Source organism: Janthinobacterium goodfellowi (genome assembly GCF_051380695.1).
Taxonomy (GTDB): Bacteria; Pseudomonadota; Gammaproteobacteria; order Burkholderiales; family Burkholderiaceae_D; genus Janthinobacterium.
Map to the genome: position 1 here is coordinate 1,376,055 of NZ_JBNYXN010000001.1, position 22,557 is coordinate 1,398,611.

At 62.4% G+C, this 22,557-nt stretch carries 19 protein-coding genes; 8 read left to right on the forward strand and 11 right to left on the reverse strand.

Features of this window, described 5'->3' with window-relative positions:
- Window positions 1-52: 52 nt before the first annotated feature.
- From ACQ4WQ_RS06240 to ACQ4WQ_RS06260, 5 genes are all read right to left on the reverse strand, one after another.
- Window positions 53-1,777 (reverse strand): methyl-accepting chemotaxis protein, encoded by a 1,725-nt coding sequence (locus ACQ4WQ_RS06240; protein WP_436495416.1) that lies wholly within the window; start codon window positions 1,775-1,777, stop codon window positions 53-55.
- A 313-nt stretch (window positions 1,778-2,090) separates the two neighbouring features.
- Window positions 2,091-2,480 carry a nuclear transport factor 2 family protein gene (locus ACQ4WQ_RS06245; RefSeq protein ID WP_436495418.1) on the reverse strand — a complete coding sequence of 130 codons (390 nt, stop codon included), beginning with the start codon at window positions 2,478-2,480 and terminating at the stop codon, window positions 2,091-2,093.
- An 11-nt stretch (window positions 2,481-2,491) separates the two neighbouring features.
- Window positions 2,492-2,704, reverse strand: a complete 213-nt coding sequence (locus ACQ4WQ_RS06250; RefSeq protein ID WP_436495420.1) for a hypothetical protein — start codon at window positions 2,702-2,704, stop codon at window positions 2,492-2,494.
- A gap of 85 nt (window positions 2,705-2,789) precedes the next feature.
- Window positions 2,790-3,293 carry a DUF2939 domain-containing protein gene (locus ACQ4WQ_RS06255; RefSeq protein ID WP_436495422.1) on the reverse strand — a complete coding sequence of 168 codons (504 nt, stop codon included), beginning with the start codon at window positions 3,291-3,293 and terminating at the stop codon, window positions 2,790-2,792.
- Between the two features lie 125 nt (window positions 3,294-3,418).
- Entirely contained in the window at window positions 3,419-3,865 is a 447-nt protein-coding gene (locus tag ACQ4WQ_RS06260) for a DUF2939 domain-containing protein (RefSeq protein ID WP_436495424.1), read from the reverse strand.
- Between the two features lie 112 nt (window positions 3,866-3,977).
- On the opposite strand from ACQ4WQ_RS06260, the gene ACQ4WQ_RS06265 reads away from it, so the two are divergent.
- A complete protein-coding gene (locus ACQ4WQ_RS06265) occupies window positions 3,978-4,817 on the forward strand; it encodes a hypothetical protein (RefSeq protein ID WP_436495426.1) in 840 nt (279 codons plus the stop codon).
- Window positions 4,818-4,831: 14 nt separating this feature from the next.
- Window positions 4,832-7,039: an acylase gene (locus ACQ4WQ_RS06270; protein WP_436495428.1), complete on the forward strand. Its 2,208-nt coding sequence runs from the start codon at window positions 4,832-4,834 to the stop codon at window positions 7,037-7,039.
- Window positions 7,040-7,157: 118 nt separating this feature from the next.
- Here ACQ4WQ_RS06270 and ACQ4WQ_RS06275 read toward each other — a convergent pair whose 3' ends face one another.
- Window positions 7,158-8,339, reverse strand: a complete 1,182-nt coding sequence (locus ACQ4WQ_RS06275) for a trans-sulfuration enzyme family protein (protein WP_326456660.1) — start codon at window positions 8,337-8,339, stop codon at window positions 7,158-7,160.
- Complete coding sequence (locus tag ACQ4WQ_RS06280) at window positions 8,336-9,727, reverse strand: pyridoxal-phosphate dependent enzyme (RefSeq protein ID WP_436495430.1); 1,392 nt, start codon at window positions 9,725-9,727, stop codon at window positions 8,336-8,338. Before ACQ4WQ_RS06280 ends, ACQ4WQ_RS06275 begins: the two co-directional genes overlap by 4 nt.
- Window positions 9,728-10,018: 291 nt before the next feature.
- On the opposite strand from ACQ4WQ_RS06280, the gene ACQ4WQ_RS06285 reads away from it, so the two are divergent.
- Window positions 10,019-10,567 carry a thymidine kinase gene (locus ACQ4WQ_RS06285; protein WP_086136657.1) on the forward strand — a complete coding sequence of 183 codons (549 nt, stop codon included), beginning with the start codon at window positions 10,019-10,021 and terminating at the stop codon, window positions 10,565-10,567.
- A 13-nt stretch (window positions 10,568-10,580) separates the two neighbouring features.
- Here the strand turns inward: ACQ4WQ_RS06285 and ACQ4WQ_RS06290 are convergent, their stop codons facing one another.
- Together ACQ4WQ_RS06290 and ACQ4WQ_RS06295 are read right to left on the reverse strand one after the other, a co-directional pair.
- Complete coding sequence (locus tag ACQ4WQ_RS06290; RefSeq protein WP_436495433.1) at window positions 10,581-10,853, reverse strand: putative signal transducing protein; 273 nt, start codon at window positions 10,851-10,853, stop codon at window positions 10,581-10,583.
- A gap of 63 nt (window positions 10,854-10,916) precedes the next feature.
- Window positions 10,917-12,887, reverse strand: coding sequence for a methyl-accepting chemotaxis protein (locus ACQ4WQ_RS06295; protein WP_436495435.1), 1,971 nt, complete (start codon window positions 12,885-12,887; stop codon window positions 10,917-10,919).
- A 521-nt stretch (window positions 12,888-13,408) separates the two neighbouring features.
- On the opposite strand from ACQ4WQ_RS06295, the gene ACQ4WQ_RS06300 reads away from it, so the two are divergent.
- Window positions 13,409-15,676, forward strand: coding sequence for a carboxy terminal-processing peptidase (locus tag ACQ4WQ_RS06300; protein ID WP_436495437.1), 2,268 nt, complete (start codon window positions 13,409-13,411; stop codon window positions 15,674-15,676).
- Between the two features lie 198 nt (window positions 15,677-15,874).
- On the opposite strand, the gene ACQ4WQ_RS06305 is transcribed toward ACQ4WQ_RS06300, so the two are convergent.
- Window positions 15,875-16,801 carry a LysR family transcriptional regulator gene (locus ACQ4WQ_RS06305; protein ID WP_436495439.1) on the reverse strand — a complete coding sequence of 309 codons (927 nt, stop codon included), beginning with the start codon at window positions 16,799-16,801 and terminating at the stop codon, window positions 15,875-15,877.
- 120 nt (window positions 16,802-16,921) lie between these two features.
- Here ACQ4WQ_RS06305 and ACQ4WQ_RS06310 point away from each other — a divergent pair, with 120 nt between their 5' ends.
- A complete protein-coding gene (locus tag ACQ4WQ_RS06310; protein ID WP_436495441.1) occupies window positions 16,922-18,136 on the forward strand; it encodes an MFS transporter in 1,215 nt (404 codons plus the stop codon).
- A gap of 163 nt (window positions 18,137-18,299) precedes the next feature.
- Here ACQ4WQ_RS06310 and ACQ4WQ_RS06315 read toward each other — a convergent pair whose 3' ends face one another.
- The gene (locus ACQ4WQ_RS06315; protein WP_436495443.1) at window positions 18,300-18,983 is read right to left on the reverse strand and encodes a pentapeptide repeat-containing protein; all 684 of its coding nucleotides are present in this window, start codon (window positions 18,981-18,983) and stop codon (window positions 18,300-18,302) included.
- Window positions 18,984-19,291: 308 nt separating this feature from the next.
- On the opposite strand from ACQ4WQ_RS06315, the gene alaC reads away from it, so the two are divergent.
- From alaC to ACQ4WQ_RS06330, 3 genes are all read left to right on the forward strand, one after another.
- The gene (alaC, locus tag ACQ4WQ_RS06320; RefSeq protein ID WP_083287373.1) at window positions 19,292-20,509 is read left to right on the forward strand and encodes an alanine transaminase; all 1,218 of its coding nucleotides are present in this window, start codon (window positions 19,292-19,294) and stop codon (window positions 20,507-20,509) included.
- 271 nt (window positions 20,510-20,780) lie between these two features.
- Window positions 20,781-21,749 (forward strand): IS1595 family transposase, encoded by a 969-nt coding sequence (locus tag ACQ4WQ_RS06325; protein WP_436495445.1) that lies wholly within the window; start codon window positions 20,781-20,783, stop codon window positions 21,747-21,749.
- A 177-nt stretch (window positions 21,750-21,926) separates the two neighbouring features.
- On the forward strand, window positions 21,927-22,538 hold the full coding sequence (locus tag ACQ4WQ_RS06330; protein WP_436495447.1) for a hypothetical protein: 612 nt from the start codon (window positions 21,927-21,929) through the stop codon (window positions 22,536-22,538).
- Window positions 22,539-22,557: the final 19 nt, after the last annotated feature.

Here is a 22,557-nt window from a genome sequence, read left to right on the forward strand (position 1 = left end):
TCTCCCCTGTGCGTGTGACGCGGGGCATGCATGGCCGCATGCCTCTATCTGCTTAAAACTCTTCCCAGTCGCCGGCCGTCACGGCTTCCGCTTGCATCGCGCGGTGTTTCGCGGGCGCGGCCTGGCGCTTGGCGGGGCTGCTGGCGGGCGCCGGTACCAGGCGCAGCGGCTTGGCGCTGGCGCGTGCCGGGGCTGGCGCGTGCGCCGCCACCTGGCTGTCGTGCGTCTTGAAGATGCTCACGGTTTGCACCAGGTGGCTGGCCTGGTCGCGCAGCGATTCGGCCGCCGCCGCCGCTTCTTCCACCAGCGAGGCATTTTGCTGCGTGACGCTGTCCATCTGGGTCACCGCCTGATTGATCTGCTCGATGCCGGCGGACTGTTCCTGGCTGGCCACCGTGATTTCAGCGATGATGTTGCTGACGCGGGCGACGCTGGCGACCACCTCCGACATCGTCGTGCCCGCCTGCGCCGCCAGCCGGGAGCCTGCATCGACACGGCTGACGGAATCGTCGATCAGCGCCTTGATTTCCTTGGCCGCGCTGGCGCTGCGCTGGGCCAGGCCGCGCACTTCGGTCGCCACGACGGCGAAGCCGCGGCCCTGTTCGCCGGCACGCGCCGCTTCCACGGCCGCATTCAGGGCCAGGATATTGGTCTGGAAGGCGATGCCGTCGATGACGCTGATGATGTCGACAATCTTGCGCGACGATTCGCTGATCAGGTCCATGGTGCCCATTACTTGTCCCACCACGGCGCCGCCCTTGCTGGCGACGTCCGATGCCGTCGTGGCCAGCACATTGGCTTCACGGGCGTTTTCCGCATTCTTGCGTACGGTGCTGGTGAGTTCTTCCATCGAGGAAGCGGTTTCTTCCAGCGAACTGGCCTGCTGTTCCGTGCGCAGCGACAGATCGCTATTGCCGCTGGAAATCTCCGCGGCGGCAAGGGAAACGGTGTCGGAATCCTGACGCACGGAGGACACTACCGTGGTCAGCGACTCCTGCATGCGCTGCAGCGCCGACAGCACGCTGGCGGTATCGTGCGGTGCAACGTTGAGTTTGCCTGTCAGGTCGCCGCCGGCCAGCAGGCTGACGGCATCGCACAGATGCTTCGGTTCCGCGCCCAGCGCCTTGAGCAGGCTGCGTGTGATCAGCCAGCCGGCCAGGCCTGCCAGCACGATGGACAGCAAGCTGGCGCCGATGAGGATATTCCTGTTGAGAGTGTAACGCTCGTTGTCTTCCTGCAGGATGACGGCGGAGCGCTGGTCCGTCAGGGCGAAATATTCATCGCTGGCGGCGACGAGGGCGGCCAGCAGCGGGCGGCATTCCTCGTTCATCTTGACGATGGCCTGGTCGGTTTTCTTGTGCAGCGCCAGGTCCACGATGGCCAGCGCCACGGGAGAATAGCGTTTTTCGATGCCGTCGATCTTGTTGATGGCGCCGCGCACCTCGTCCGATACCCCGGGCTCCTGCGCCAACTGCAGCAGATGCTGCATGTTCTTGACGACATCGGCCTGTGCCTGCAAGACCTGTTTGCGTTCGATCTCCAGGTCTTCCGGCTTGGTGACGAGCACCAGATTCCTGGCCGCCACGGCACGCATGTCGATCGCGTCCCGCACGCGGTGCGCCGTATTGGCGCGGGCCATGATGCCGTTGACATACCGGTCAAAGCCGGTGTTGAAGTTGGAAAAGCTCCGCACGGACAGGATCGAGATGCCGATGAGGAAAAAGACCAGCAGGCCGAAAGCCAGAGTGAGCTGGGTGCGCACGGTGAATTTATCCATGATGTCTCTCCCAAATACGTGATGATGATTAGAAAGGGGGCTTGCGTGGGACGGGTGGCAGGCGCTTGCCTGGCGACGGGTCGTGCCCTGCGCAGTGCTTTTCTATCCAGAACACGGATTCGTGGTGTGAGGATGGAATTAATTCAAAAAACCGATTTCAATAATTTATTTGTTTTATTTATTAAATTCATTGTTGCACAAAAAATTCAGTAAATCAATGAGATTTTGCGTGTCAAAAAACAACTTTTCGGCATGGATGCTGCTTCCTGCGCCGCTGGATCGGGCACAGGAAAGCGTCTGGGGAGGATGTGGGTCAGCCGGGAATCGGCGTGCCCTGATGAAAAAACATTTGCCAGCGGCCATCGCGCTGCTTCCACAGCGAACTGCGCAAGCTGGCGCTGGCGGGCAGGGTGCCGCTGGCGTGGCGTTGCGAGCGGTAGGTAACCAAGGCAACATCGTCGGCCAGCAAGCGGGTCTGGAAATCGCTGATGCTGCGCTGACAAAAGTCTTCCGCCGGCAAGTCCGCCAGGGTTGCCGCGCGCGTCCAGAGATTGCCCGAGCTGCCGAACTCGACGAAGTCGTCGGCCAGCAGGGCCGCCAGTCTGGCCCTGTCGGCGCGCACGGCCTGGCTTTGCAGTGCCGCTTCCAGCGCCTGCAGATGCGCCGCCAGGGTGTCCGGCGTATTGTGCTGCGCGTCGTCCATTGCCAAGGCCGTCAGATAGGAAATGCGCCCGCGCCCGATACGTTCAGGCAGGCGACCTTGTCGCTGGAAAAGTACTTGATCTGTCCCAGACCGATGGCGTAGCAGCCGTCGCTGAGCGGGGAAATGGGGCCGGTGAGTTTTTCACCGCTGATCAGGGTCACCACCCACGGCGTGGTGGTCGGTTTGCCCGCGTGGGTCAAGGCGTGTTGTACCAGGTCCGACATGCTGCCTCCGATGGAAATCAAAACCCGATGATAGCAGTGTCCCGTGTCGGATAGCCGCAGGTTTGCCGATACGAAGGGCGGGCCTTTACGCGTCGGCCAGCAGGTTCCTTGGCAGGGCCACCGACACCAGCTTCCAGCGCCACAGGCCGTCGCGCGCCAGGGTCAGCTCGCCAATGTGGCTCTTGCTGTGGGTGCGCCGCACCACGACGCTGTTCCAGGAGGTGTAGCGCAGTTTGTAGTCGGGCTTGGGGGTGCGCTTGCGGCCGCTGATGTCGCTGACCTTGGCGATCGGCTTTTCGTAGCGGTCATTGAGCTTCATCAAGGCGACAATGCCTTCGGGCATCAGCATGGTGTCGAGCAAGGGATCGATGACGTCGGGGCTGATGTCGTCGGCCACTTCCGGCGCCGAGAACAGGGCATGCAATTGTTGCTCCAGGCTGCCGCGCAACTGGGCCAGGTCGATTTGCGCGGCCAGCGCCTGCGTATCCTCGTCCATGGTGGCCGTGTGGATCTTGTCCATGGTGAAATACGGGCTGCCATAGAAGACGCCGGCCAGCGCGACCAGTGCCACTACAGCGAGAAGCATCATTCTTTTCATCGTGCAATCTCTCGGATGCCTGGCGACCCGGTGCGCCTGAGGTGTTGGCATTCTACATAATATTTCCCAAAATCAACATGGCGGTTTAGGTAAGTGTTGTTTTAGATCAAGTTTCTTTAGAGTAATTCCGGCGGGAGGGTAATGTCCATCAGTTTCCAGTCCCAGATGCCGTGCCGGCGCAGTAGAAACTGGCTGGCGGCGGGGCCGGCCCCGCTGCGCCGCAGCACCACTTCGTTCCATGAACGGTACGCCATGCCGAAGTCGTGGCGCTTGCCGTCGGCCCCCTGCTTGCCGTGCAGGATCAATACCGTGATGCCGGGCGGCGAGACGATGGTGTCGAGCATTTCCTTGAAATCGTCTTCGCTGGCCGTTTCGCCGGCCGCCCGCAACTGGCGCGCCACGCTGGCGCGTATGGCGGGCAGATCGGCCTGCTGCGCCAGGTTTTCCAGGCGCACGGATTTCGCCGCGATGCTGATGCGGTACATGGCGATGTAGGGGCTGACCCAGGTGAAGCCGATGGCGGCGACGGTAAAAATGATCGCGGTGGCGTACTTTCTTTTCATGGTCCGTGTTTTTGTATGAGCTGTGCCGCCGTGATTTTACCCGGCCAGGGTCGGTGGATGGTGTAGCATTCGTGCCGGCGCGGACCATCGCGCCGCAATATTGAGGACAACCATGAATATCACTATCAATCAGGTGCTGCAGTCGTATATCGACCCGCTCACCGCCAGCGAGTACGCGGCGCTCGAGCGCAGCCTGCTGGCCGAAGGCTGCCGCGACGCGCTGGTGCTGTGGAACGACGTGCTGATCGACGGGCATAACCGCTACGCCATCTGCCGCCAGCACGGCATCGAATTCAAGACCATCCAGAACACCAGCTTTACCTCGCTCGACGACGTCATGTTGTGGATGATCGACAATCACCTGGCGCGCCGCAGCGTATCGGACTTCCAGCGCGGTGTGCTGGCCCTGCGCAAGAAGGAAATCGTCGCCGCGCGCAGACCCGCGCCCGTCAGCGCCCAGGATGCGCCGGAAGGCGAAAGCGCGCCGAAGCCACCCATGAGCACGCGCGAAGAGGTGGCCAAGGCGGCGAGATTGAGCAGCAACCAGATCAGCCAGATCGAGAAGATCCAGAAGGCGGCGTCGCCGGAACTGGTTGAAGCCGTCCGTTCGGGCACGATCTCGATCAACGCGGCGGCCACCGTGGCATCCTTGCCGCCGGAAGAGCAGGTGGCGGCCGTCGCCGGCGGTAAAAAACTGCTGCGCCAGGCGGCCAAGGAAATCCGCGAACAGCGCGCCGCCACGCGCACGCCGCGCGAGCCGAAGGTGCCCCACGTGTCGCAGGACACGCCGGAAACGGGCAACGAACCGTGGGCGGAAAACGCGGCGCAGGCGCCGTCCGAAACGGAACGCCTGCGCGGCGAGATCGCCAGCCTGAAACAAAAGGTGGCGCAGCTGCAGGCGGAAAATGTGGAGTTGAACCAGCGTATCGCCGCCTTGATCGACGCATCCTGATCTGGAGTTTTTGCATGTTACATCGCAGTGCCCTGTTCGCCGCCATCGCCTGCGGCATCGTTGCCAGTGCTCCCGTGCTGGCCGCGCCCGCTGTTTCTGTCGCGGACATGGCCCGTTGGCGGGCCCAGGCCGCGAACGTCAGCATCGCGCGCGACACGTGGGGCGTGCCCCATGTGACGGGTAAGACGGATGCGGATGCCGTCTTTGGCCTGATGTATGCGCAGGCCGAGGACGATTTCCCCCGCGTGGAACTCAATTACATCAACGCCATGGGGCGGCTGGCGGAAGTGGAGGGCGAACGGGAGCTGTACCGCGACCTGCGCATGAAGCTGTTCATCGATCCGGCCGACTTGCAGGCGCAGTACCGCGCCAGCCCGCCGTGGCTGCGCAAGCTGATGGATGCGTTTGCCGACGGCCTCAATTTTTACCTGGCCACGCATCCGCAGGTGAAACCAAAGCTGATCACGCATTTCGAGCCGTGGATGGCCCTGAGCTTCAGCGAGGGCAGCATCGGCGGCGATATCGAATCGATCAACCTGGCGCAGCTCGAAGCGTTCTACGGCCAGCAGGCCATGCCTGCCGCCGTGGCGCTGGCCAGCGTGGAAACGGGCTTGGATCCGGAGCCGAGCGGCTCGAACGGCTTCGCCATTGCGCCCGCGATCACGAAAAATGGCCATGCGCTCTTGATGATCAACCCGCATACGTCGTTCTACTTCCGTCCCGAAGTGCAGGTCACCAGCGGCGAAGGCCTGAACGCGTACGGTGCCGTCACCTGGGGCCAGTTCTTCGTCTACCAGGGTTTCAATGAGCGCCTGGGCTGGATGCATACCTCGGGCGGCGGCGACGTCATCGACGAATACCTGGAAAGCATCGTCGACAAGGATGGCGCCTGGTTCTACCGCTATGACGGCGGGCTGCGCCCCTTGAAAGCCGTGCCGATTACCTTGCCATATAAATTGGCCGACGGCGCCATGGGCTCGAAAATCATCACGGTCTACTACAGCCACCACGGCCCCATCGTGCGTGCGCAGGACGGTAAATGGGTGGCCGTGCGCCTGATGCATGAACCGTTGAAGGCGCTCACGCAGTCGTACACGCGCACCAAGGCGCGCGATTACGCGGCCTTTTACAAGACCATGGAACTGCGCACGAATTCCTCGAATAACACCGTGTATGCGGATGCGGACGGCAACATCGCCTATTTCCACGGCAATTTCATTCCCGTGCGCGACCCGCGCTTCAACTGGAAGCAGCCCGTCGACGGCAGCGACCCGGCCACGGAATGGAAAGGACTGCACACGGTGGCGCAAACCATCACCCTGTTCAATCCGAAGAATGGCTGGATCCAGAACACGAACAACTGGCCGTATTCGGCGGCCGGGGCCAACAGCCCGCGCCAGCAGGACTATCCCGCCTACATGTCCGTGTATGGCGAAAACGCGCGCGGCCTGCATGCGGTCAAGGTCTTCCAGAACAAGACCGGTTTTACGCTCGACAGCCTGATCGCCGCCTCCTACGACAGCGAACTGACGGCGTTCGAGGCGCTGCTGCCGCCGCTGTTCGCGGCCTACGATGCGCTGCCGGCCGGCGGCGCGCAACAGCTGGCGCTGGCCGACAAGATCGCCTTGCTGCGGGCCTGGGACTGGCGCTATTCGCTGACGTCCACCGCTACCTCGCTGGCCGTGTTCTGGGGCCAGGAACTGGCGGAATTGACGGGCAAGCAGGCGCGCGAGCAGGGCGTGCCCGTGGTCGACTTCATGGCGACGGAGAAGGTCACCGCGGCGCAGCGGCTGGCTGCCCTGGCGACGGCGGCGGACAAACTGCAGCGCGATTTCGGCAACTGGCAAACGCCGTGGGGCGAGATCAACCGCTTCCAGCGCCTGACGGGCGACGTGGTGCAGCCGTTCGACGATGCGCAAGCCAGCTTGCCTGTGCCTTACGCGTCGGGCAACTGGGGCGCGCTGGCCGCGTATGGCCAGAGCAGCAGAAGTACCACGAAGCGTATTTACGGCGAACGCGGCAACAGCTTTGTCGCGGCCGTGGAATTCGGTCCGCGCATCAGGGCGAAAAGCATCCTGGCGGGCGGGCAGAGCGGCGACCCGAAGTCGCCCCACTTCCAGGACCAGGCGGCCATGTATGCGTGCGGCGAGTTCAAGGAGGTGCTGTTTTATCCCGAGGACGTGGCGAAGCACCTGGAGCGCAGGTATCGGCCCGGGGAGTGAGCGTGGCTGTTCATGACAACAATGTGTCGGATTACGCTTCGCTAATCCGACCTACGGTATCTTTTGGCATGTAGGTCGGATGAGCGGCGGTACGCCGCGTAATCCGACACCTGTCTCCTCAAATCGCGTCGAGCGCCGTGCGCAAGTCATGGCGCAAATCCTCGATATCCTCGATCCCCACCGACAGGCGGATCAAGCCGTCGCCGATGCCCAGCTTGGCCCGCTGTTCGGCGGGAATGCTGGCATGCGTCATCAGGGCAGGGTGCTCGATCAGACTTTCCACGCCGCCCAGGCTTTCGGCCAGGGCGAATACTTCGCAGCGCTCGAGGAAGCGCCGCGCGCCGGCCAGGTCCGTGTCGAGATCGATCGAGATGATGCCGCCGAAACCGTCCATCTGGCGCTGCGCCAGCGCGTGCTGCGGGTGCGAGGCCAGCCCCGGATAAAACACTTTGCGCACTTCCTTTTGCTGCTCCAGCCACTGCGCCAGCGCCAGGGCGCTTTCGCAGTGGCGCTGCATGCGGATGGCCAGGGTTTTCACGCCGCGCAAGGCCAGAAAGCTGTCGAACGGCCCGGCAATCGCTCCCACCGAGTTTTGCAGGAAGCCCAGCTGCTCGCGCCATTCCGCCTGGCGTTCCTCCGCGCCGACGATGGCGATGCCGCCGATGATGTCCGAGTGGCCGTTCAGATACTTGGTGGTCGAGTGCACGACGATGTCGAAGCCGTGTTCCAGGGGGCGCTGCACCAGCGGACTGGCAAACGTGTTGTCGGCCACGGCGATGATGCCCCGCTCGCGGCAGATGTCGGCAATCGCCCGCAAGTCGGCCAGTTTGAGCATGGGGTTCGTGGGCGTCTCCACCCACACCATCTTCGTTTCCGGGCGCAGCGCGGCCAGCAGGTTTTCCGGATTCGTCAGGTCGACGTACGTGAATTCGTGGCCGGCCGAGCGGCGGCGCACTCGTTCAAACAGTCGATACGTGCCGCCGTACATATCGTCGCCAGCGACGATGTGGCTGCCCGCATCCAGCAATTCCAGCACGGACGAGATGGCGGCCAGGCCCGAGGCGAACGCGAACGCCGCGCTGCCGCCCTCCAGGTCGGCCACGCAGCGCTCGAGCGCCCAGCGCGTGGGATTGTGCGAGCGGCCGTAATCGAGTCCCTTGTGCACGCCGGGGCTGTCCTGCACGAAGGTCGAGGTGGCGTAAATGGGCGGCATGATGGCGCCCGTCGACGGGTCGGGCGACTGGCCGGCGTGGATGACGCGGGTGGCCAGATGGCTCTTGCGGGTGGTTTCTTTGCTCAAGATAGTGTCCTGCGTAAGTGGTTGAGAAGGTCGAAGCGGGTGATCAAGCCATAGAAGCCGGTATCGTCGGCGACGACGGCCGTCAGACCCCGGTCCAGGGTGGCGCGCAGGGCGGGCAAGCCGCTCGATGGCGCCAGCGTTTCGATCTGCGTCGTCATGGTGGCGCCCACCAGGCCCGCGAAATGCGCGGCGTCGCCCGAGACGTGCAGCAGCAAGTCCGATTCGTCGATAATGCCGACCAGTTGGCCGTCGTCGATGACGGGCAGCTGCGCCAGGTCGCTGGCGCGCATGCGGTTGAAGGCGGTCAGCAGGGTGTCGCCCGGCGCCACGCTGACGACGTCGCCCTCGTCGTAGCGGCGCCCGATCAGGTCGCGCAAGTCGCCCGAGAGCGCCCGCTGTAATAAGCCCTGGTCGCGCATCCAGCCGTCGTTATAGACTTTAGATAAGTAGCGCGTGCCCGTATCGCAGACAAACGTGACGACGCGCTTCGGCGTCGTCTGTTCGCGGCAGTATTTGAGGGCCGCTGCCAGCAGCGTGCCCGTGGACGAGCCGCCTAAAATACCTTCGGCGCGCAGCAGGGCGCGCGCCGAATCAAAACTTTCCTGGTCCGTGATGGTGTAGGCCTTCGTGACGCTGTCCATGTCGGCGATGGACGGAATAAAATCTTCGCCGATGCCTTCGACGGCCCACGAGCCGCTCGTGTCGCTCACTTTGCCCGTGTCGATGTATTCGGTGAGGATGGAGCCTTGCGGGTCGGCCAGCACGAATTCCAGCTTGGGCTGCGCCTTGCGGAAGTAGCGCGTCAGGCCCGTCAGGGTGCCGGACGAACCGACGCCGACGACGATGGCGTCCACGTCATGGCCAGTTTGCTCCCAGATTTCGGGCGCCGTCGTCGTTTCGTGGGCCAGCGGGTTGGCGGGATTGTTGAACTGGTCGGCGAAGAAGGCGCCCGGCAGTTCGCGCGCCAGGCGCGCCGCGTAATCCTGGTAGTACTCGGGATGGCCCTTGCCCACATCCGAGCGCGTGGTGTGCACTTCGGCGCCCAGGGCCTTCAGGTGCAGCACTTTTTCTGTCGACATCTTGTCGGGCACGACGAGAATCACGCGGTAGCCCTTGATGCGCCCGACGAGGGCCAGGCCGATGCCGGTGTTGCCGGCCGTGGCCTCGACGATGGTGCCGCCCGGCTGCAGGCGGCCGTCCGCTTCGGCCGCTTCGATGATGGACAGGCCGATGCGGTCCTTGATGGAACCGCCGGGATTTTGCGACTCCAGTTTCAGGAACAGCTGGCACGGGCCCGTATCGAGCCTGGTGACTTCGACCAGCGGGGTATTGCCGATCAGCCTGTATAGCGCTGGCGGCTGGGAGGGGGATGGCATTCGATCATTCATGGTGGCTCCTGTCAGAGAAACAGCCGCTCAGGATCGTGTCCCGAGCCGCCTTCCGTGCCGCGCAGTGTAGGCGGGTGGACGAGTGCGGCGAACGAATGTTTCCATGCTTGCATATGCGCCCTGCGCATATCGGCGACAAGGTACGCGATGCGAGTATGCACCGTTTTTGGCCCGCTTGCCGCGCCACAGGCAGGACTATTAAGCTGCCGCAAGCCCGCCATTGCGATTTATAATCACGCCTCGAAAAGATACTAAATAGTATTGAAAATCAACCAGACAGGGCAGGCGGCAGTGGCAAAACTTTATTTCCGGTATTCCGCGATGAACGCGGGCAAGTCGACGGCCTTGTTGCAGGTCGCACACAACTATGAGGAGCAGGGCCAGCAAGTGCGCCTGTATACGGCCGCCATCGACAGCCGCTACGGCGTGGGCCGGGTCACTTCGCGCCTGGGGCCGCAGCGCCAGGTCGATATCTTTCATGCCGACACGAATTTCCTCGACGATATTCCCCAGGTCGCTTGCCTGCTGGTGGACGAGGCGCAATTTCTCAGCACGGCGCAAGTGCAGCAGCTGCACCAGCTGGCGCAAGTGAAGGGCGTGCCCGTCATCTGCTACGGCTTGCGCACGGATTTCAAGGGCGAACCGTTCCCCGGCTCGGCCTATCTGCTGGCGCTGGCCGACGATATCGAGGAATTGAAGAATATTTGTACGTGCGGCAAGAAGGCCACGATGAACATCCGGGTGGATGAGCAGGGCCGCCGCATCAAGGAAGGCGAGCAGATCAGCATTGGCGGCAACGAGGCCTACCGCCAGGCGTGCGGGCGCTGTTTCTACTCGTAAATCTACTCGTAAATTAATCGGCGACGGGCGTCCCCACATCCGCATCGTCCACCAGCGCCAGGTCGCCCCGCTCGAAGGCGGCCAGGATGTCATTCGCGCGCGCCACGTCGTGTTCGCGCACCATGACGCGGGCGCCGCCGATGGCGGCTGCCAGCAGCATGTCGGCCTGCATGTGCTGGTCGTCCGTCAGCAGTACGTCGATGCCGGCCGCGGCCAGGCAGCCGCGGATGACGTGCGCATCCGTGGGGATCATCAGCCGGGCAATTAAAACGTAGTCGTCGTGCATCGTGTCTCCTGGCAAGGTGGATTCGTCCCCATCTTAGCACCAGGCTGTTGTTTGTCGTTTGAATTACAGCTTGAACACGCCCACCACCTGGTTCAGCTCATGCGCCTGCTCCTGCAGGGCGTCGGCGGCGGCCGCCGCTTCTTCCACCAGGGCCGCATTCTGCTGGGTCACCTGGTCCATCTGGGCGATGGCCTGGTTGACTTGCTCGATGCCGCTGCGCTGTTCTTCGCTCGCCTGCGCTATTTCCGCCATGATGGTGCTCACTTGCTGCACGCTGGCCACCACGGTGTCCATGGTGGCGCTGGCCTGGCTCACTTGCGCGTGGCCCAGGTCCACCGTGCCGGCGGATGCCTGGATCAAGTCCTTGATGTCTTTCGCCGCTGCCGTCGAGCGCTGCGCCAGGGTGCGCACCTCGGTGGCGACGACGGCGAAGCCCCGTCCCTGCTCGCCGGCCCGGGCCGCTTCCACGGCCGCGTTCAAGGCCAGGATATTCGTCTGGAAGGCGATGCCGTCAATGACGCCGATGATGTCGGCGATCTTGCCGGATGAGCTGCGGATGGCATCCATGGTGCTGGCCACCTGCGCCACGGCCGCGCCGCCTTCGGCTGCCAGGCTGGACGATTCATGCGCAAGTTTGCTCGCTTGCTGCGCGTGATCGACGTTCTGCCGCACGGTGGAACTCAGTTCCTCCATCGAGGCGGCCGTTTCTTCCAGCGAACTGGCTTGCTGTTCCGTGCGGCTCGACAAATCCAGGTTGCCGCTGGCGATTTCACCGGAGGCCGTGGCGATTTGCCCGGCGCTGCCGCGCACGTTGCCGACCACTTGCGACAGGTTGTCGCTGATGCGGTTCATGGCGCGCAGCAGGCGGCCGATTTCGTCCAGGCTGCTGGTATCGAGGTGCACCGTCAGGTCGCCGGCGGCGATTTGCGCGGCGGCCGTTTCGGCGGCGGCCAGCGGGCGCGAGACGAGGGTGCGCACCAGCCAGTACAGCAGCAGGGCGAAGACGAGCAGGGCGACGAAGCCGGAAATGGCCAGCTCGTTGCGCAGCTGGCGCGCTTCCAAGGTGATTTCGTCCGTGAACGTGCCGCCCGCGATGATCCATTGCCAATCCTTGAATTGACGGTAATACAGCTGCTTTTCGCGCGCGCTGGCAGCCGTTTCGCCAGGCGCCGTCCACGTGTAGCGCATGGCGCCGTCTTTCTGTGCCAGCATTTCCTGGATGAACAGGCGGCCGTCGCTGGCCTTGAACTCGAGCGCGCTCTTGCCTTCGCTGTTCGGATGCAGCACCAGGTGGCCGTAGTTGGCCCCGGGGGCCGTGTCGACGATATAGATGTAGCCCGTCTGGCCGATCTTGACCTGGCGGATCTTGTCTTTCAACATGGCCAGATTCTTGCTGATATCGAGGCCGATGAACAGCACGCCTACCACCTTGCCAGCCGCATCGCGCACAGGGTCGTACTGTGTGATGTATTGCTTGCCAAACAAGGTTGCCATGCCGACGAAACGCTGGCCCGCGCGCAGCGGCGCATAGCTGGGGTGGTTGTGGTCGAGCTGGGTGCCGATGGCGCGTTCGCCATCCTGTTTTTTCAGCGAGGTGCTGATACGCACGAATTCATCGCCGTTGGCGGCAAAGATGGTGGCGATCACGCCCGTTTGCGCCGTGTAGCGGTCGACCACGGCCGTGTCGAGGTTGAGCACCTTGCCGCCGTTGGCCAGGGCCGGCGTGGCCTTGCCGGCGACCGCCACCATGGCGCCCGCGTCGACCGTGAACGGGCCGGGAAATTCGGCCGCGAACAGGCGCGCAAAGCTGGCCGCTTCGTTGACCATGGCCGTATGGAAGACTTGCGTGGTCGTCATGACGCTATTGAGTTCGCTGGTGACGGCCGCTTCGGCGCGCTGTTCCAGCACGCGCGAGGTATTGATACTCATCAAGGCCGTCAGGCTGGCGAGGATCAGGCTGACCAGGGCAAACGTGAAGACGGTAATCTTGCCGCCGACACTCCAATGGCGGGGGGAGAAGGAAATTGTAGGCATAGTGTGAGTCTGGCAAAGGGTAATCAGCTCGGCCATTCCTGGTCATGACATGACACGCGGGGAGGGGATCTGGTGGGGAGTACTGTTGAAACGAAAGCGCGCCGGCTGTGGGAGCGGCGCGCAGGCAAGCTGTATTTCAGGGCGCGATGATAGCATGTTGCTTGCCATTTGTTACTAAGTGTTCCCCGCAGGAATCATTTTTTCGCATAAAAACATCATCGAGATCAAGGATTGGCACTTTAGTCCATTGACTTTTTGCATTCCAATGGCGCATGTTGATATCCGTCGTTGACGAATGATGCGATTTTTCTCACGAATGTTTCACTTTGTAATGAATGAGACGCCGCCTTTAATCCGCGTTTAAGCTTCCAAGAAGAAACTGATCTTCCATGGGAGACTGCCAGGCCGTATCCTGTAGAATAATATGCAGACCAGTCGTGTATTCCCCTTACTGTCTTGCTGGCTGGCGCATGCATCTCTGCGCCGCCTGGAATTGATTTAACTAATTTTCGGAGAAGCCGATGAAGAAGCAAATGATGCTGGTCACCCTGGTGCTTGCCCTGTCAGCCCACGCTGGCGCAGCCCAGACGGACAAGAGCGCCGCTCCTCCGCTCACCATGAAGCCGCTGGCCCAGCAAACGCAGGCCGCCTTGTGGGCATCGCGCGTCCTGACGCGCGTCCATTACAAGGCCATGCCGCTCGACGACGCCATGTCGGAGAAAATCTTCGACCGCTATTTCAAATCCCTGGACGCGGAAAAACTGTTCTTCGTGCAAGCCGACATCGACCGCTTCGCTCCCTTGCGCACCAAGCTCGACGACGCCATCATCAATGAAGACCTGACGGCGCCGTTTGCCATCTACAACCTGTACCAGCAGCGCTTCGACGAGCGCATGGCCTATGCGCGTGAGTTGCTGAAAAGCAAATTCGACTTTGCCGCCGACGAAAGCTACCAGATCGACCGCGAAAAGGCCGCCTGGCCGAAGAATGACGAGGAAGTGCGCGACCTGTGGCGCAAGCGCGTCAAGAACGACTGGCTGCGCCTGAAACTGGCGGGCAAGGAAGACAAGGCCATCCGCGAGACGCTGGACAAGCGCTATGAAAGCTACACGACCCGTTCGCGCAAGCTCAACAGCGAAGACGTGTTCCAGATCTTCATGAATGCATACGCCATGTCGATCGAACCGCATACCAATTACCTGGGCCCGCGCGCCTCGGACAATTTCGACATCGCCATGCGGCTGTCGCTGGAAGGCATCGGCGCCGTGCTGCAGACGCGCGACGAGTACACGGTGGTGCGCGAAGTCGTGCCGGGCAGCCCGGCCGGCCTGTCGGGCAAGCTGAAAGTGGGCGACCGCATCGTCGGCGTGGGGCAGGGCGAAAGCGGCCCCATCACCGAAGTGCTGGGCATGCGCATCGATGACGTGGTGCAGCTGATCCGCGGCGCCAAGGATTCCACCGTGCGCCTCGACATCCTGCCGGCCGACGCCGGCCCCGATGCCAAGCATGTCGTCTTGCCGCTGGTGCGCAAGAAAATCAGCATGGAAGAGCAGGCGGCGAAGAAATCGGTCATCGAAGTGCGCGAGAACGGCGTCAAGCGCCGCATCGGCGTCATTTCCCTGCCGACGTTCTACCAGGACTTCGAAGCGCGCCGCCGTGGCGACAAGGACTTTAAAAGCGCCACGCGAGACGTCAGCCGTTTGCTGGCCGAGTTGAAGAAGGATAAGGTCGACAACGTCCTGATCGACTTGCGCAACAACGGCGGCGGTTCGCTGAACGAAGCCGTCGAACTGACGGGCCTGTTCATCGACAAGGGCCCGGTCGTGATGCAGCGCAATGCCGAAGGCAAGGTCGACGTGGAAAGCGACACCAATTCCGGCCTGGCCTGGGATGGCCCGATGGGCGTGCTGATCAACCGCGGCTCCGCTTCCGCTTCCGAGATTTTCGCCGCCGCCGTGCAGGATTACGGCCGTGGCGTCATCATCGGCGAAGGCAGCTTCGGCAAGGGCACCGTGCAGACCCTGTTCAACCTCGACCGTTTCGGCGGCAGCGAGAAAGCCCGTTTCGGCGAGCTGAAAATGACCATCGCCCAGTTCTTCCGCATCAATGGCGGCACCACGCAGTTGCGCGGCGTCACCCCCGACATCAAGCTGCCGGCCATGTCGGACACGGACAACTTCGGCGAATCGAGCTATGACAATGCCTTGCCATGGGTGGCCATCAAGCCGGCGCAGTACATGCCGACGGGCGACCTGAAGGAGATCGTGCCGCTGCTGGACAAGAAGCATGAAGCGCGCGTGGCCAAGGACAAGGATTTCCAGTACTTGCTCGATGACATCGCTCTCGTCGTCAAGCAGCGCAAGGAAAACCAGATTTCGCTCAATGAAACCGTGCGCCGCAAGGAACGCGATGCCCAGGAAGCGCGCGCCAAGGCCCGTGAAAAACGCCTGATTGCGCAGATCTCGAATCCAGCCGACGACCTGGTGGTGATTCCCGATCCGAAAGACGTGCTGAAGGGCGCGAAAGCGGCCAGCAAGACGGCCAAGCAGATCGCCGCCGTGAAGGGCGCCTTGCGCACCGACGACGGCTTGCAGGGCGACGAGCGGGCGCTGAGCGCTGAGCTCGACGCCGAAACGGCCGCCAAGAGCGCCAAGGACGTGCTGCTGAACGAAGCGGCGCGCATCCTGGCCGACGAAGTGGCGCTGATCAAGGCCGATACCCGCATGGCGGCCAAGGTCTTGCCGTATGGCGCGGATGTCAAGGCGACGCCGGTGACGGCAGCGAAGTAAAACTTTGCACGCAGTAAAAAACCGGTTCCTCGCGGAGCCGGTTTTTTTTGCCCCGATCAGTTATCTGTTTGGCGTATTTCTATCATTCCAACAATCAATTGGATCGATATGCCGCGATGCAGCATAATGCACTTGTCTCCTCTATTCTCCTCCAAGAAAATAGATTCAGCCCGCTCTCGCAGCGGGCTTTTTTTTGCCTCAGATTTTGTGCGTGGGCGCTTGCACATCGGGCTGGCTGGCCAGCAGGGCCGTGATCCAGCCGGCAAACGCCTGCAGCTTGGGCGTGGCCAGGCGGCCTTGCGGCGTCAGCAGCGACATCGGCATGGGCGTGGGCGGGTGCTCGGCCAGCACGGCCACCAGCGCGCCGCTGTCGAGGTGCTGGCGCACCTGGTACACAGCCGCCTGCGCCAGTCCCAGGCCTTGCAGCGCGCAATCGACGCTGGCGTCCGCGTCGTTGACGGCGATGGGGCCGGCCATCTGCACGCGTACGACTTCCTTGCCCTGCAGGAAATCCCAGTCGAAGGCGCGTCCCGTGCGGCCCGAGTAATGCATGATGCCCTGGTGCGCGGCCAGGTCGGCCAGCGTGTGCGGCGTGCCGTGCCGCGCCAGATAGGCGGGCGAGGCGCACGTGACGAAGCGCATCAGGCCGACCTGCTTGCCGATGAAGGCGGAATCCTGCAAGGTGCCCACGCGCAAGGCGCAATCGATGCCTTCCTGCGTCAGGTCGACCAGGCGGTCCGTCAGGCTCAGTTGCAATTGCACGTCCGGCCAGGCGGCGTGGAAGTGCGCGATATGGGGAATGATCAGGCGCCGGCCCACCGTATTGGGCAGGTTAATGCGCAGCAAGCCGCGCGGTTTTTTCGCGTCGGGACCGCGAAACGCCAGTTCCGCCGTATCGACGGCTTTCAAAATATCAATGCAATGGCGAAAGTAGTCGGCCCCTTCCGGCGTCAGCGACAAGCGGCGCGTGGTTCGCTGGAGCAATTGCGTGCCCAGGTAGGCTTCCAGCTTTTGCAGGGTGGCCGTCAGTGCGGCGCGCGGCAAATTCAAGGTCTCGGCTGCCTTGGAAAAGCTGTTGGCTTCGACGATGCGCACGAAGGTCTGCATGGCCTTGATCTTGTCCATAGGATAGCTTCCATTCTCATTGTTCATTTTATGTGAAAAGTATAAGTGGATTATGCCCTGATTATCTTTGCCCCGGTTTTGCCTAGAATGGCAACATCCCTATCGAACCGAGGAAACAACATGAACAAGGCCTCATCTTCCGCTCCCCACGACATCGCACCCGCCATGGTGCTGTTGCTGGCCATCGCTTCCGGCCTCATCGTGGCCAATCTGTATTACGCGCAAACCCTCGTCGGCCCCATCAGCGCCTCGACGGGCCTGTCCGCCAAGGCGGCCGGGCTGATCGTCACCCTGACACAAGTCGGCTATACCCTGGGCCTGCTGTTTGTCGTGCCGCTGGGCGACTTGCTGGAAAACCGCCGCCTGATCGTCACGGCCTTGCTGGTGACGGCCACGGCCCTGGTGGCGGCGGCGCTGTCCACGGGTGCCATCGTCTTCCTCGCCGCCGCGCTGGCCATCGGCCTCGGTTCCGTGGCGGCGCAAGTGATCGTGCCGTTTGCCGCCCACCTGTCGCAGGAAGCGACGCGGGGGCAGACGGTGGGCAAGGTCGTCAGCGGCTTGTTGCTGGGCATCATGCTGGCCCGTCCCGTGGCATCGCTGGTGGCCGCGCACGCCAGCTGGCACGTGGTGTTCGGCGGCGCCGCCGTGCTGATGGTATTGCTGGCGCTGGTGCTGCGCCGCGCCTTGCCCGTGCGCCAACCCGTGTCGACCATGCGCTATCCGGCGCTGATGGCCTCGCTGTGGCACTTGCTGCTGGGCACGCCCGTGCTGCGCCGCCGCGCCGCCTATCACGCGGGCCTGTTTGGCGCCTTCAGCCTGTTCTGGACCGTCACGCCGCTGGTGCTGGCCAGCCCCGCATTCGGCCTGTCGCAAACGGGCATCGCCATCTTCGCCCTCGTGGGCATGGCGGGCGCCGTTGCCTCGCCCATCGCGGGCCGCCTGGCCGATGCGGGCCATACCTTGCCGGCCACGGCCGCCGCGCTGGCGCTGGGGATCGTCGCGTTTGCCTTGCCCATGTTTGCGCCGGAATCGAAACATGTGGCGCTGGGCTTGCTGGTGGTGGCTTCCATCGTGCTCGACATGGGTGTGGCGGCCAACCTGGTGCTGGGCCAGCGCGCCATCTTCAGCCTGGGCGCGGAAGTGCGGGGCCGCTTGAACGGCCTGTACTTCGCCCTGTTCTTTGCGGGCGGCGCGGCCGGCTCGGCCATCGGCGCCTGGGTGTATGCCAGCTATGGCTGGCCAGCAACCTTGCTGACCGGCATGGCGTTTCCGGGCCTGGCCCTGCTGGTATGGCTGGGAGAATTTTTACCCTTGGCAACGCGCCGTACGGCTTGAAACCCTGATGGCGTCTCATTATCACTGATGGATATTTCTATCATCATGAATATAAAGTGGCGTGATATGCCGCAATGCCGCAAGATGCACTTGTCTCCTCTATCTCCTCCAAGGAAATAGATTAAGCCCGCTCCCGCAGCGGGCTTTTTTTTGCCTGTGTTTTTTAAATCACCACCAGATCGAGCGCGCGCATGAAGTTGGCCGCCTGCGTATGCGTGATGACGGCGCCTTTCAGCAGCGCCGCTTCGCTCAGTTTGAAACCGTCGATGTCGGCGCCGCGCAAGTCCGCGCCCTGGAACTTCGCCAGCTTGATGGTGGCATTGCGCAAGCTGCCCCCTTCGAAGACGGCCTCGCGGAAGTCGCAGCCGGCCAGGTAGGCGTCGGAAAAATCCAGCTGTTTGAGTATTGCCTTGCGGAACGAGAAGCCGCGCAGGTCGGCGCCCACCAGCAGGCTGTCTTCGAACGTCAAGCCCAGGTGAGCCGCTTCCTCGAACGAGGCGCCCGTCAGCTTGCAGCCCCGGTAGGTAACCGAGGCCAGCTTGGCGCGCCGCCATTTCGTGTTGTTCAGGTCGCAGCCTTCGAAACTGGCGTCGACGGCGTCGACGGATTCGAAATCGGCGCTGCCCGCGCGGCAACGGCGCCAGGTGCTGCGCGCGAGCTTGCTGGCGAACAAGCTGGTGTCGGCAAAGGTGCAGCGTTCAAATGTACAACCCTGCAAGTCGAGGCGCGACAGGTCTTCGCCATCGAAGGCGCAATCGATGAAGTGGTGCACTGATTGCGCCAGTTGCTGCTCCATGCCGGCGCGGTCCAGGGTCATGCTGCTTACTGCGGTGTCGTGTGTTGCCATCCGTTTTTTATTCCTCATCAAAGCAGGGGAGGGATGGCGCGGCGGGAAAATGCACGAACCAAAACACCTCCCCGGCTGGTGTAACAGCCAGGGGTCAGCGCCGTGGGTCCGCGTGGGCGGGAGCATGCCGGACGGTGCCGGGCACTTACCGGATTACCAACCGGTGCGCTCATTTTCGATCAGCCTGTATTGTAACGGCTTGACTACACACTTGCCAGTGCTGTCAAAGCCGGGTTAGTATCGTCATAGGCGCACCCATTGCGCCAACGTCGCTCGGACGGATCCGGGCGCTTACGTATAGAGATACCATGACCGACAGCCAAGCTCCGCGCAGCTTTTCGCGCATCAATCGCCTTCCCCCCTACGTTTTCAATATCACCGCCGAGCTCAAGATGGCCGCGCGCCGCCGTGGCGAGGACATCATCGACATGTCGATGGGCAATCCCGATGGCGCCACGCCGGCCCACATCGTGGACAAGCTGGTCGAGACGGTGAAACGCCCCGACACGCACGGCTATTCCGCATCAAAAGGTATTCCGCGGCTGCGCCGCGCCATTGCGCACTGGTACAAGAAGCGCTACGAGGTCGACATCGACCCGGACAGCGAAGCCATCGTCACCATCGGCTCGAAAGAAGGCCTCGCGCACCTGATGCTGGCGACCCTGGACCGGGGCGACACGGTGCTGGTGCCGAATCCCAGCTACCCCATCCACATCTGGGGCGCCGTCATCGCGGGCGCCGATATCCGTTCCGTGCGCATGGGCCCTGGCGTGGATTTCTTTGCCGAACTGGAACGGGCGATCCGCGAAAGCTACCCGAAACCGAAGATGATGGTGCTGGGTTTTCCATCGAACCCTACGGCGCAATGCGTGGAACTGGAATTCTTCGAGCGCGTCGTCGCGCTGGCGAAACAGCACAATATCCTCGTGGTGCACGACCTGGCGTATGCCGACATCACCTTCGATGGCTGGAAGGCGCCGTCCATCATGCAGGTGCCCGGGGCGCGCGACGTCGCCGTGGAATTTTTCACCATGTCGAAAAGCTACAACATGGCGGGCTGGCGCATCGGCTTCATGGTGGGCAATGCGGAACTGGTGGCGGCCCTGGCGCGCATCAAGAGCTACCACGATTACGGCAGTTTTACGCCCGTGCAAGTGGCGGCGATTGCCGCGCTGGAAGGCGACCAAAGCTGCGTGACGGAAATCTGCGCCCAGTACCAGCGCCGCCGCGACGTGCTGGTGAAAGGCTTGCATGAAGCGGGCTGGATGGTGGAAAAGCCGAAAGCGTCCATGTATATCTGGGCGCATATCCCGGAAGCGTATCGCCACCTGGGTTCGCTGGAGTTCGCCAAGCTGCTGCTGCAAAAAGCCAAGGTGAGCGTGTCGCCCGGCATCGGCTTCGGCGAATACGGCGATGAATACGTGCGCTTTGCCCTGATCGAAAACGAGGCCCGCGTGCGGCAGGCGCTGCGAGGCATCAAGAATATGTTGCGTTCAGGCGACGGGAAAACGGAAGCGGCAGCATAAAAGTTGCCGCACGGAATTGTCTGTTGCCCCTAATATCACTGCCGCGTATTTCTGACATCACGAATATAAAGTGGTTTTATATGCTGCAACGCGGCATCATTCATCTGTCTCCTCTATCTTCCTCCAAGGAAATAGATTCAGCCCGCTCCCGCAGCGGGCTTTTTTTTGCCCGAAAATTCATGACTCTGTCATCGGCAAATAGGGGAGATGCGGGAATCTTTCCATGGCGGTACTGTCTGACTCTGCATACCCACCGCACAGGGAGCCGATCATGCAGCCAGCCGAATGGATCAGCTTTATCGCGCAGTTTGCGCAGTTGAACCGGCGCCAGCGGCAGGCAGGCATGGCCCTGCTGCGTGGCAACACGCCACTCGACGCGACCGTCGCGCTGCTGGAGGGTGTGGCGCAGCCGCGCTTGGCCTGCCCAGCCTGCCACTCGTCCCACCTGCATCGGCATGGCCATGCGCACGGCCTGCAGCGTTACCGCTGCGTGCCTTGCGGGCGCACCTTCAATGTCTTGACGGGGACGCCGCTGGCACGTCTGCGCCATAAATCGCTGTGGCTCGATTATGCCGACTGCCTGCTCGATTCCCGGTCGGTACGCCAGGTGGCCAGCCAATTGGGCGTGCACCGCAACACTACGTTTCGCTGGCGCCACCGATTTTTATCGTTGGCAAAAACGGACCGGCCGCATGGCCTGCGTGGCATCGCCGAGGCCGACGAGTTATACGTGCTGGAATCGGAAAAGGGATCGAGGCAGATGACGCGTCCGGCCCGCCGCCGGGGCGGCCATGCCCACCAGCGCGGCATATCCAACGAGCAAGTCTGCATCCTGGTGGCGCGCGACCGCACGGGCCAGACCCTCAATTTCGTCACGGGCAAAGGCGCGCTGACGAAGGCGCAACTGCACCGCTGTTTGTTGCCCGTCATCGACCACGATATCCTGCTGGTCACGGATGGTCATGCCGCCTACCGGGCGTTTGCCAGGGAGGCGGGCATCAGCCATCAGGCCGTCAACTTGCGCGACGGCATCCGCGTGCGCGGCGCCGTGCATGTGCAGAACGTCAATGCGTATCAAAGCCGCCTGCGCGAATGGTTAAGGCCGTTTCACGGCGTGGCGACGCGCTATCTGCCAAACTACCTGGGCTGGCGCTGGATACTCGACGCCAAGCGCATCCGCTCACCCGAAACGTTATTGAAAGCAACGCTTGGGGCATTCCCACATCTGACGGTGACATAGCCAAGTTCATCATCATCGCCTGGTACACATTCGCCAGGCCGGCTTTGGCCCGGGATCGGGCATCACGGCTGCAGATGGTCTATCTACATAGGGCAATTTATTGTCTGAACGATATTTTGTGGACGTTGATGGCAATGCGTGTTTCAATGCGCGGCTATTCTCCTATGAACGTCCGGCATGGCACATGAAGATCTCAGCAAAGAACATCAACAAGTTCCTGAGGCGGACACGTTTTTCATCAATAGCGATGCAACGTCAAATAATGAGTTCAGTTTTCATAACGAATGGCTAGTCAGGGGCGTTGCGTTGACAAGCGGCGGCCCCGAGTTCCTGGAAAAGATCAAGCGGCCCAGGCGCGGCGATACCCTCCTATTATGGGTCAACAAGATCGGCATTGTTGCTGCCGGCACGGTGCTTGACGACGTGCCAGTCATCGTGTTCCGGGGCGGCGGAGTGATCAGTCCGAATGAGCCGGAGGAGTATCATCGCATGGTGCGTTGGTATGCTGATCTGCGCAGTACGCCTATTTCCTCGGCCGAGGTCGTTGTTTTTCACGGCACCAATCCTCGACAAGCTTTTGGCGCCCTGAACAAGGGCAAGGAAGCCATCCTCGCATTGATCGCCAACAAGGTAGAGCAAAACGATATCAATGATTTGCTGGCAAGGGGGGAAGGGACGCTCAACGGAGATCGACATACTGTGCCAGGCCCGGCGCGGCCAAGGCAGGTATCGGGACGAATTGCTCGCATTGTGGGACCGGAAATGTGCGGTAACGGGGTGCGATCTTGAACCGGTTCTGCGTGCTTCG

Bases quoted from the DNA above. Each gene is read 5' to 3' on its own strand.
- ACQ4WQ_RS06260 (WP_436495424.1), bottom strand. From the start codon at position 3,865: ATGAAAAGAAAGTACGCCACCGCGATCATTTTTACCGTCGCCGCCATC.
- ACQ4WQ_RS06315 (WP_436495443.1), bottom strand. From the start codon at position 18,983: ATGGCAACACACGACACCGCAGTAAGCAGCATGACCCTGGACCGCGCC.
- ACQ4WQ_RS06270 (WP_436495428.1), top strand. From the start codon at position 4,832: ATGTTACATCGCAGTGCCCTGTTCGCCGCCATCGCCTGCGGCATCGTT.
- ACQ4WQ_RS06245 (WP_436495418.1), bottom strand. From the start codon at position 2,480: ATGGACGACGCGCAGCACAATACGCCGGACACCCTGGCGGCGCATCTG.
- ACQ4WQ_RS06255 (WP_436495422.1), bottom strand. From the start codon at position 3,293: ATGATGCTTCTCGCTGTAGTGGCACTGGTCGCGCTGGCCGGCGTCTTC.
- ACQ4WQ_RS06310 (WP_436495441.1), top strand. From the start codon at position 16,922: ATGAACAAGGCCTCATCTTCCGCTCCCCACGACATCGCACCCGCCATG.
- alaC (WP_083287373.1), top strand. From the start codon at position 19,292: ATGACCGACAGCCAAGCTCCGCGCAGCTTTTCGCGCATCAATCGCCTT.
- ACQ4WQ_RS06305 (WP_436495439.1), bottom strand. From the start codon at position 16,801: ATGGACAAGATCAAGGCCATGCAGACCTTCGTGCGCATCGTCGAAGCC.
- ACQ4WQ_RS06325 (WP_436495445.1), top strand. From the start codon at position 20,781: ATGCAGCCAGCCGAATGGATCAGCTTTATCGCGCAGTTTGCGCAGTTG.
- ACQ4WQ_RS06295 (WP_436495435.1), bottom strand. From the start codon at position 12,887: ATGCCTACAATTTCCTTCTCCCCCCGCCATTGGAGTGTCGGCGGCAAG.
- ACQ4WQ_RS06290 (WP_436495433.1), bottom strand. From the start codon at position 10,853: ATGCACGACGACTACGTTTTAATTGCCCGGCTGATGATCCCCACGGAT.
- ACQ4WQ_RS06250 (WP_436495420.1), bottom strand. From the start codon at position 2,704: ATGTCGGACCTGGTACAACACGCCTTGACCCACGCGGGCAAACCGACC.
- ACQ4WQ_RS06300 (WP_436495437.1), top strand. From the start codon at position 13,409: ATGAAGAAGCAAATGATGCTGGTCACCCTGGTGCTTGCCCTGTCAGCC.
- ACQ4WQ_RS06330 (WP_436495447.1), top strand. From the start codon at position 21,927: ATGGCACATGAAGATCTCAGCAAAGAACATCAACAAGTTCCTGAGGCG.
- ACQ4WQ_RS06265 (WP_436495426.1), top strand. From the start codon at position 3,978: ATGAATATCACTATCAATCAGGTGCTGCAGTCGTATATCGACCCGCTC.
- ACQ4WQ_RS06280 (WP_436495430.1), bottom strand. From the start codon at position 9,727: ATGAATGATCGAATGCCATCCCCCTCCCAGCCGCCAGCGCTATACAGG.
- ACQ4WQ_RS06240 (WP_436495416.1), bottom strand. From the start codon at position 1,777: ATGGATAAATTCACCGTGCGCACCCAGCTCACTCTGGCTTTCGGCCTG.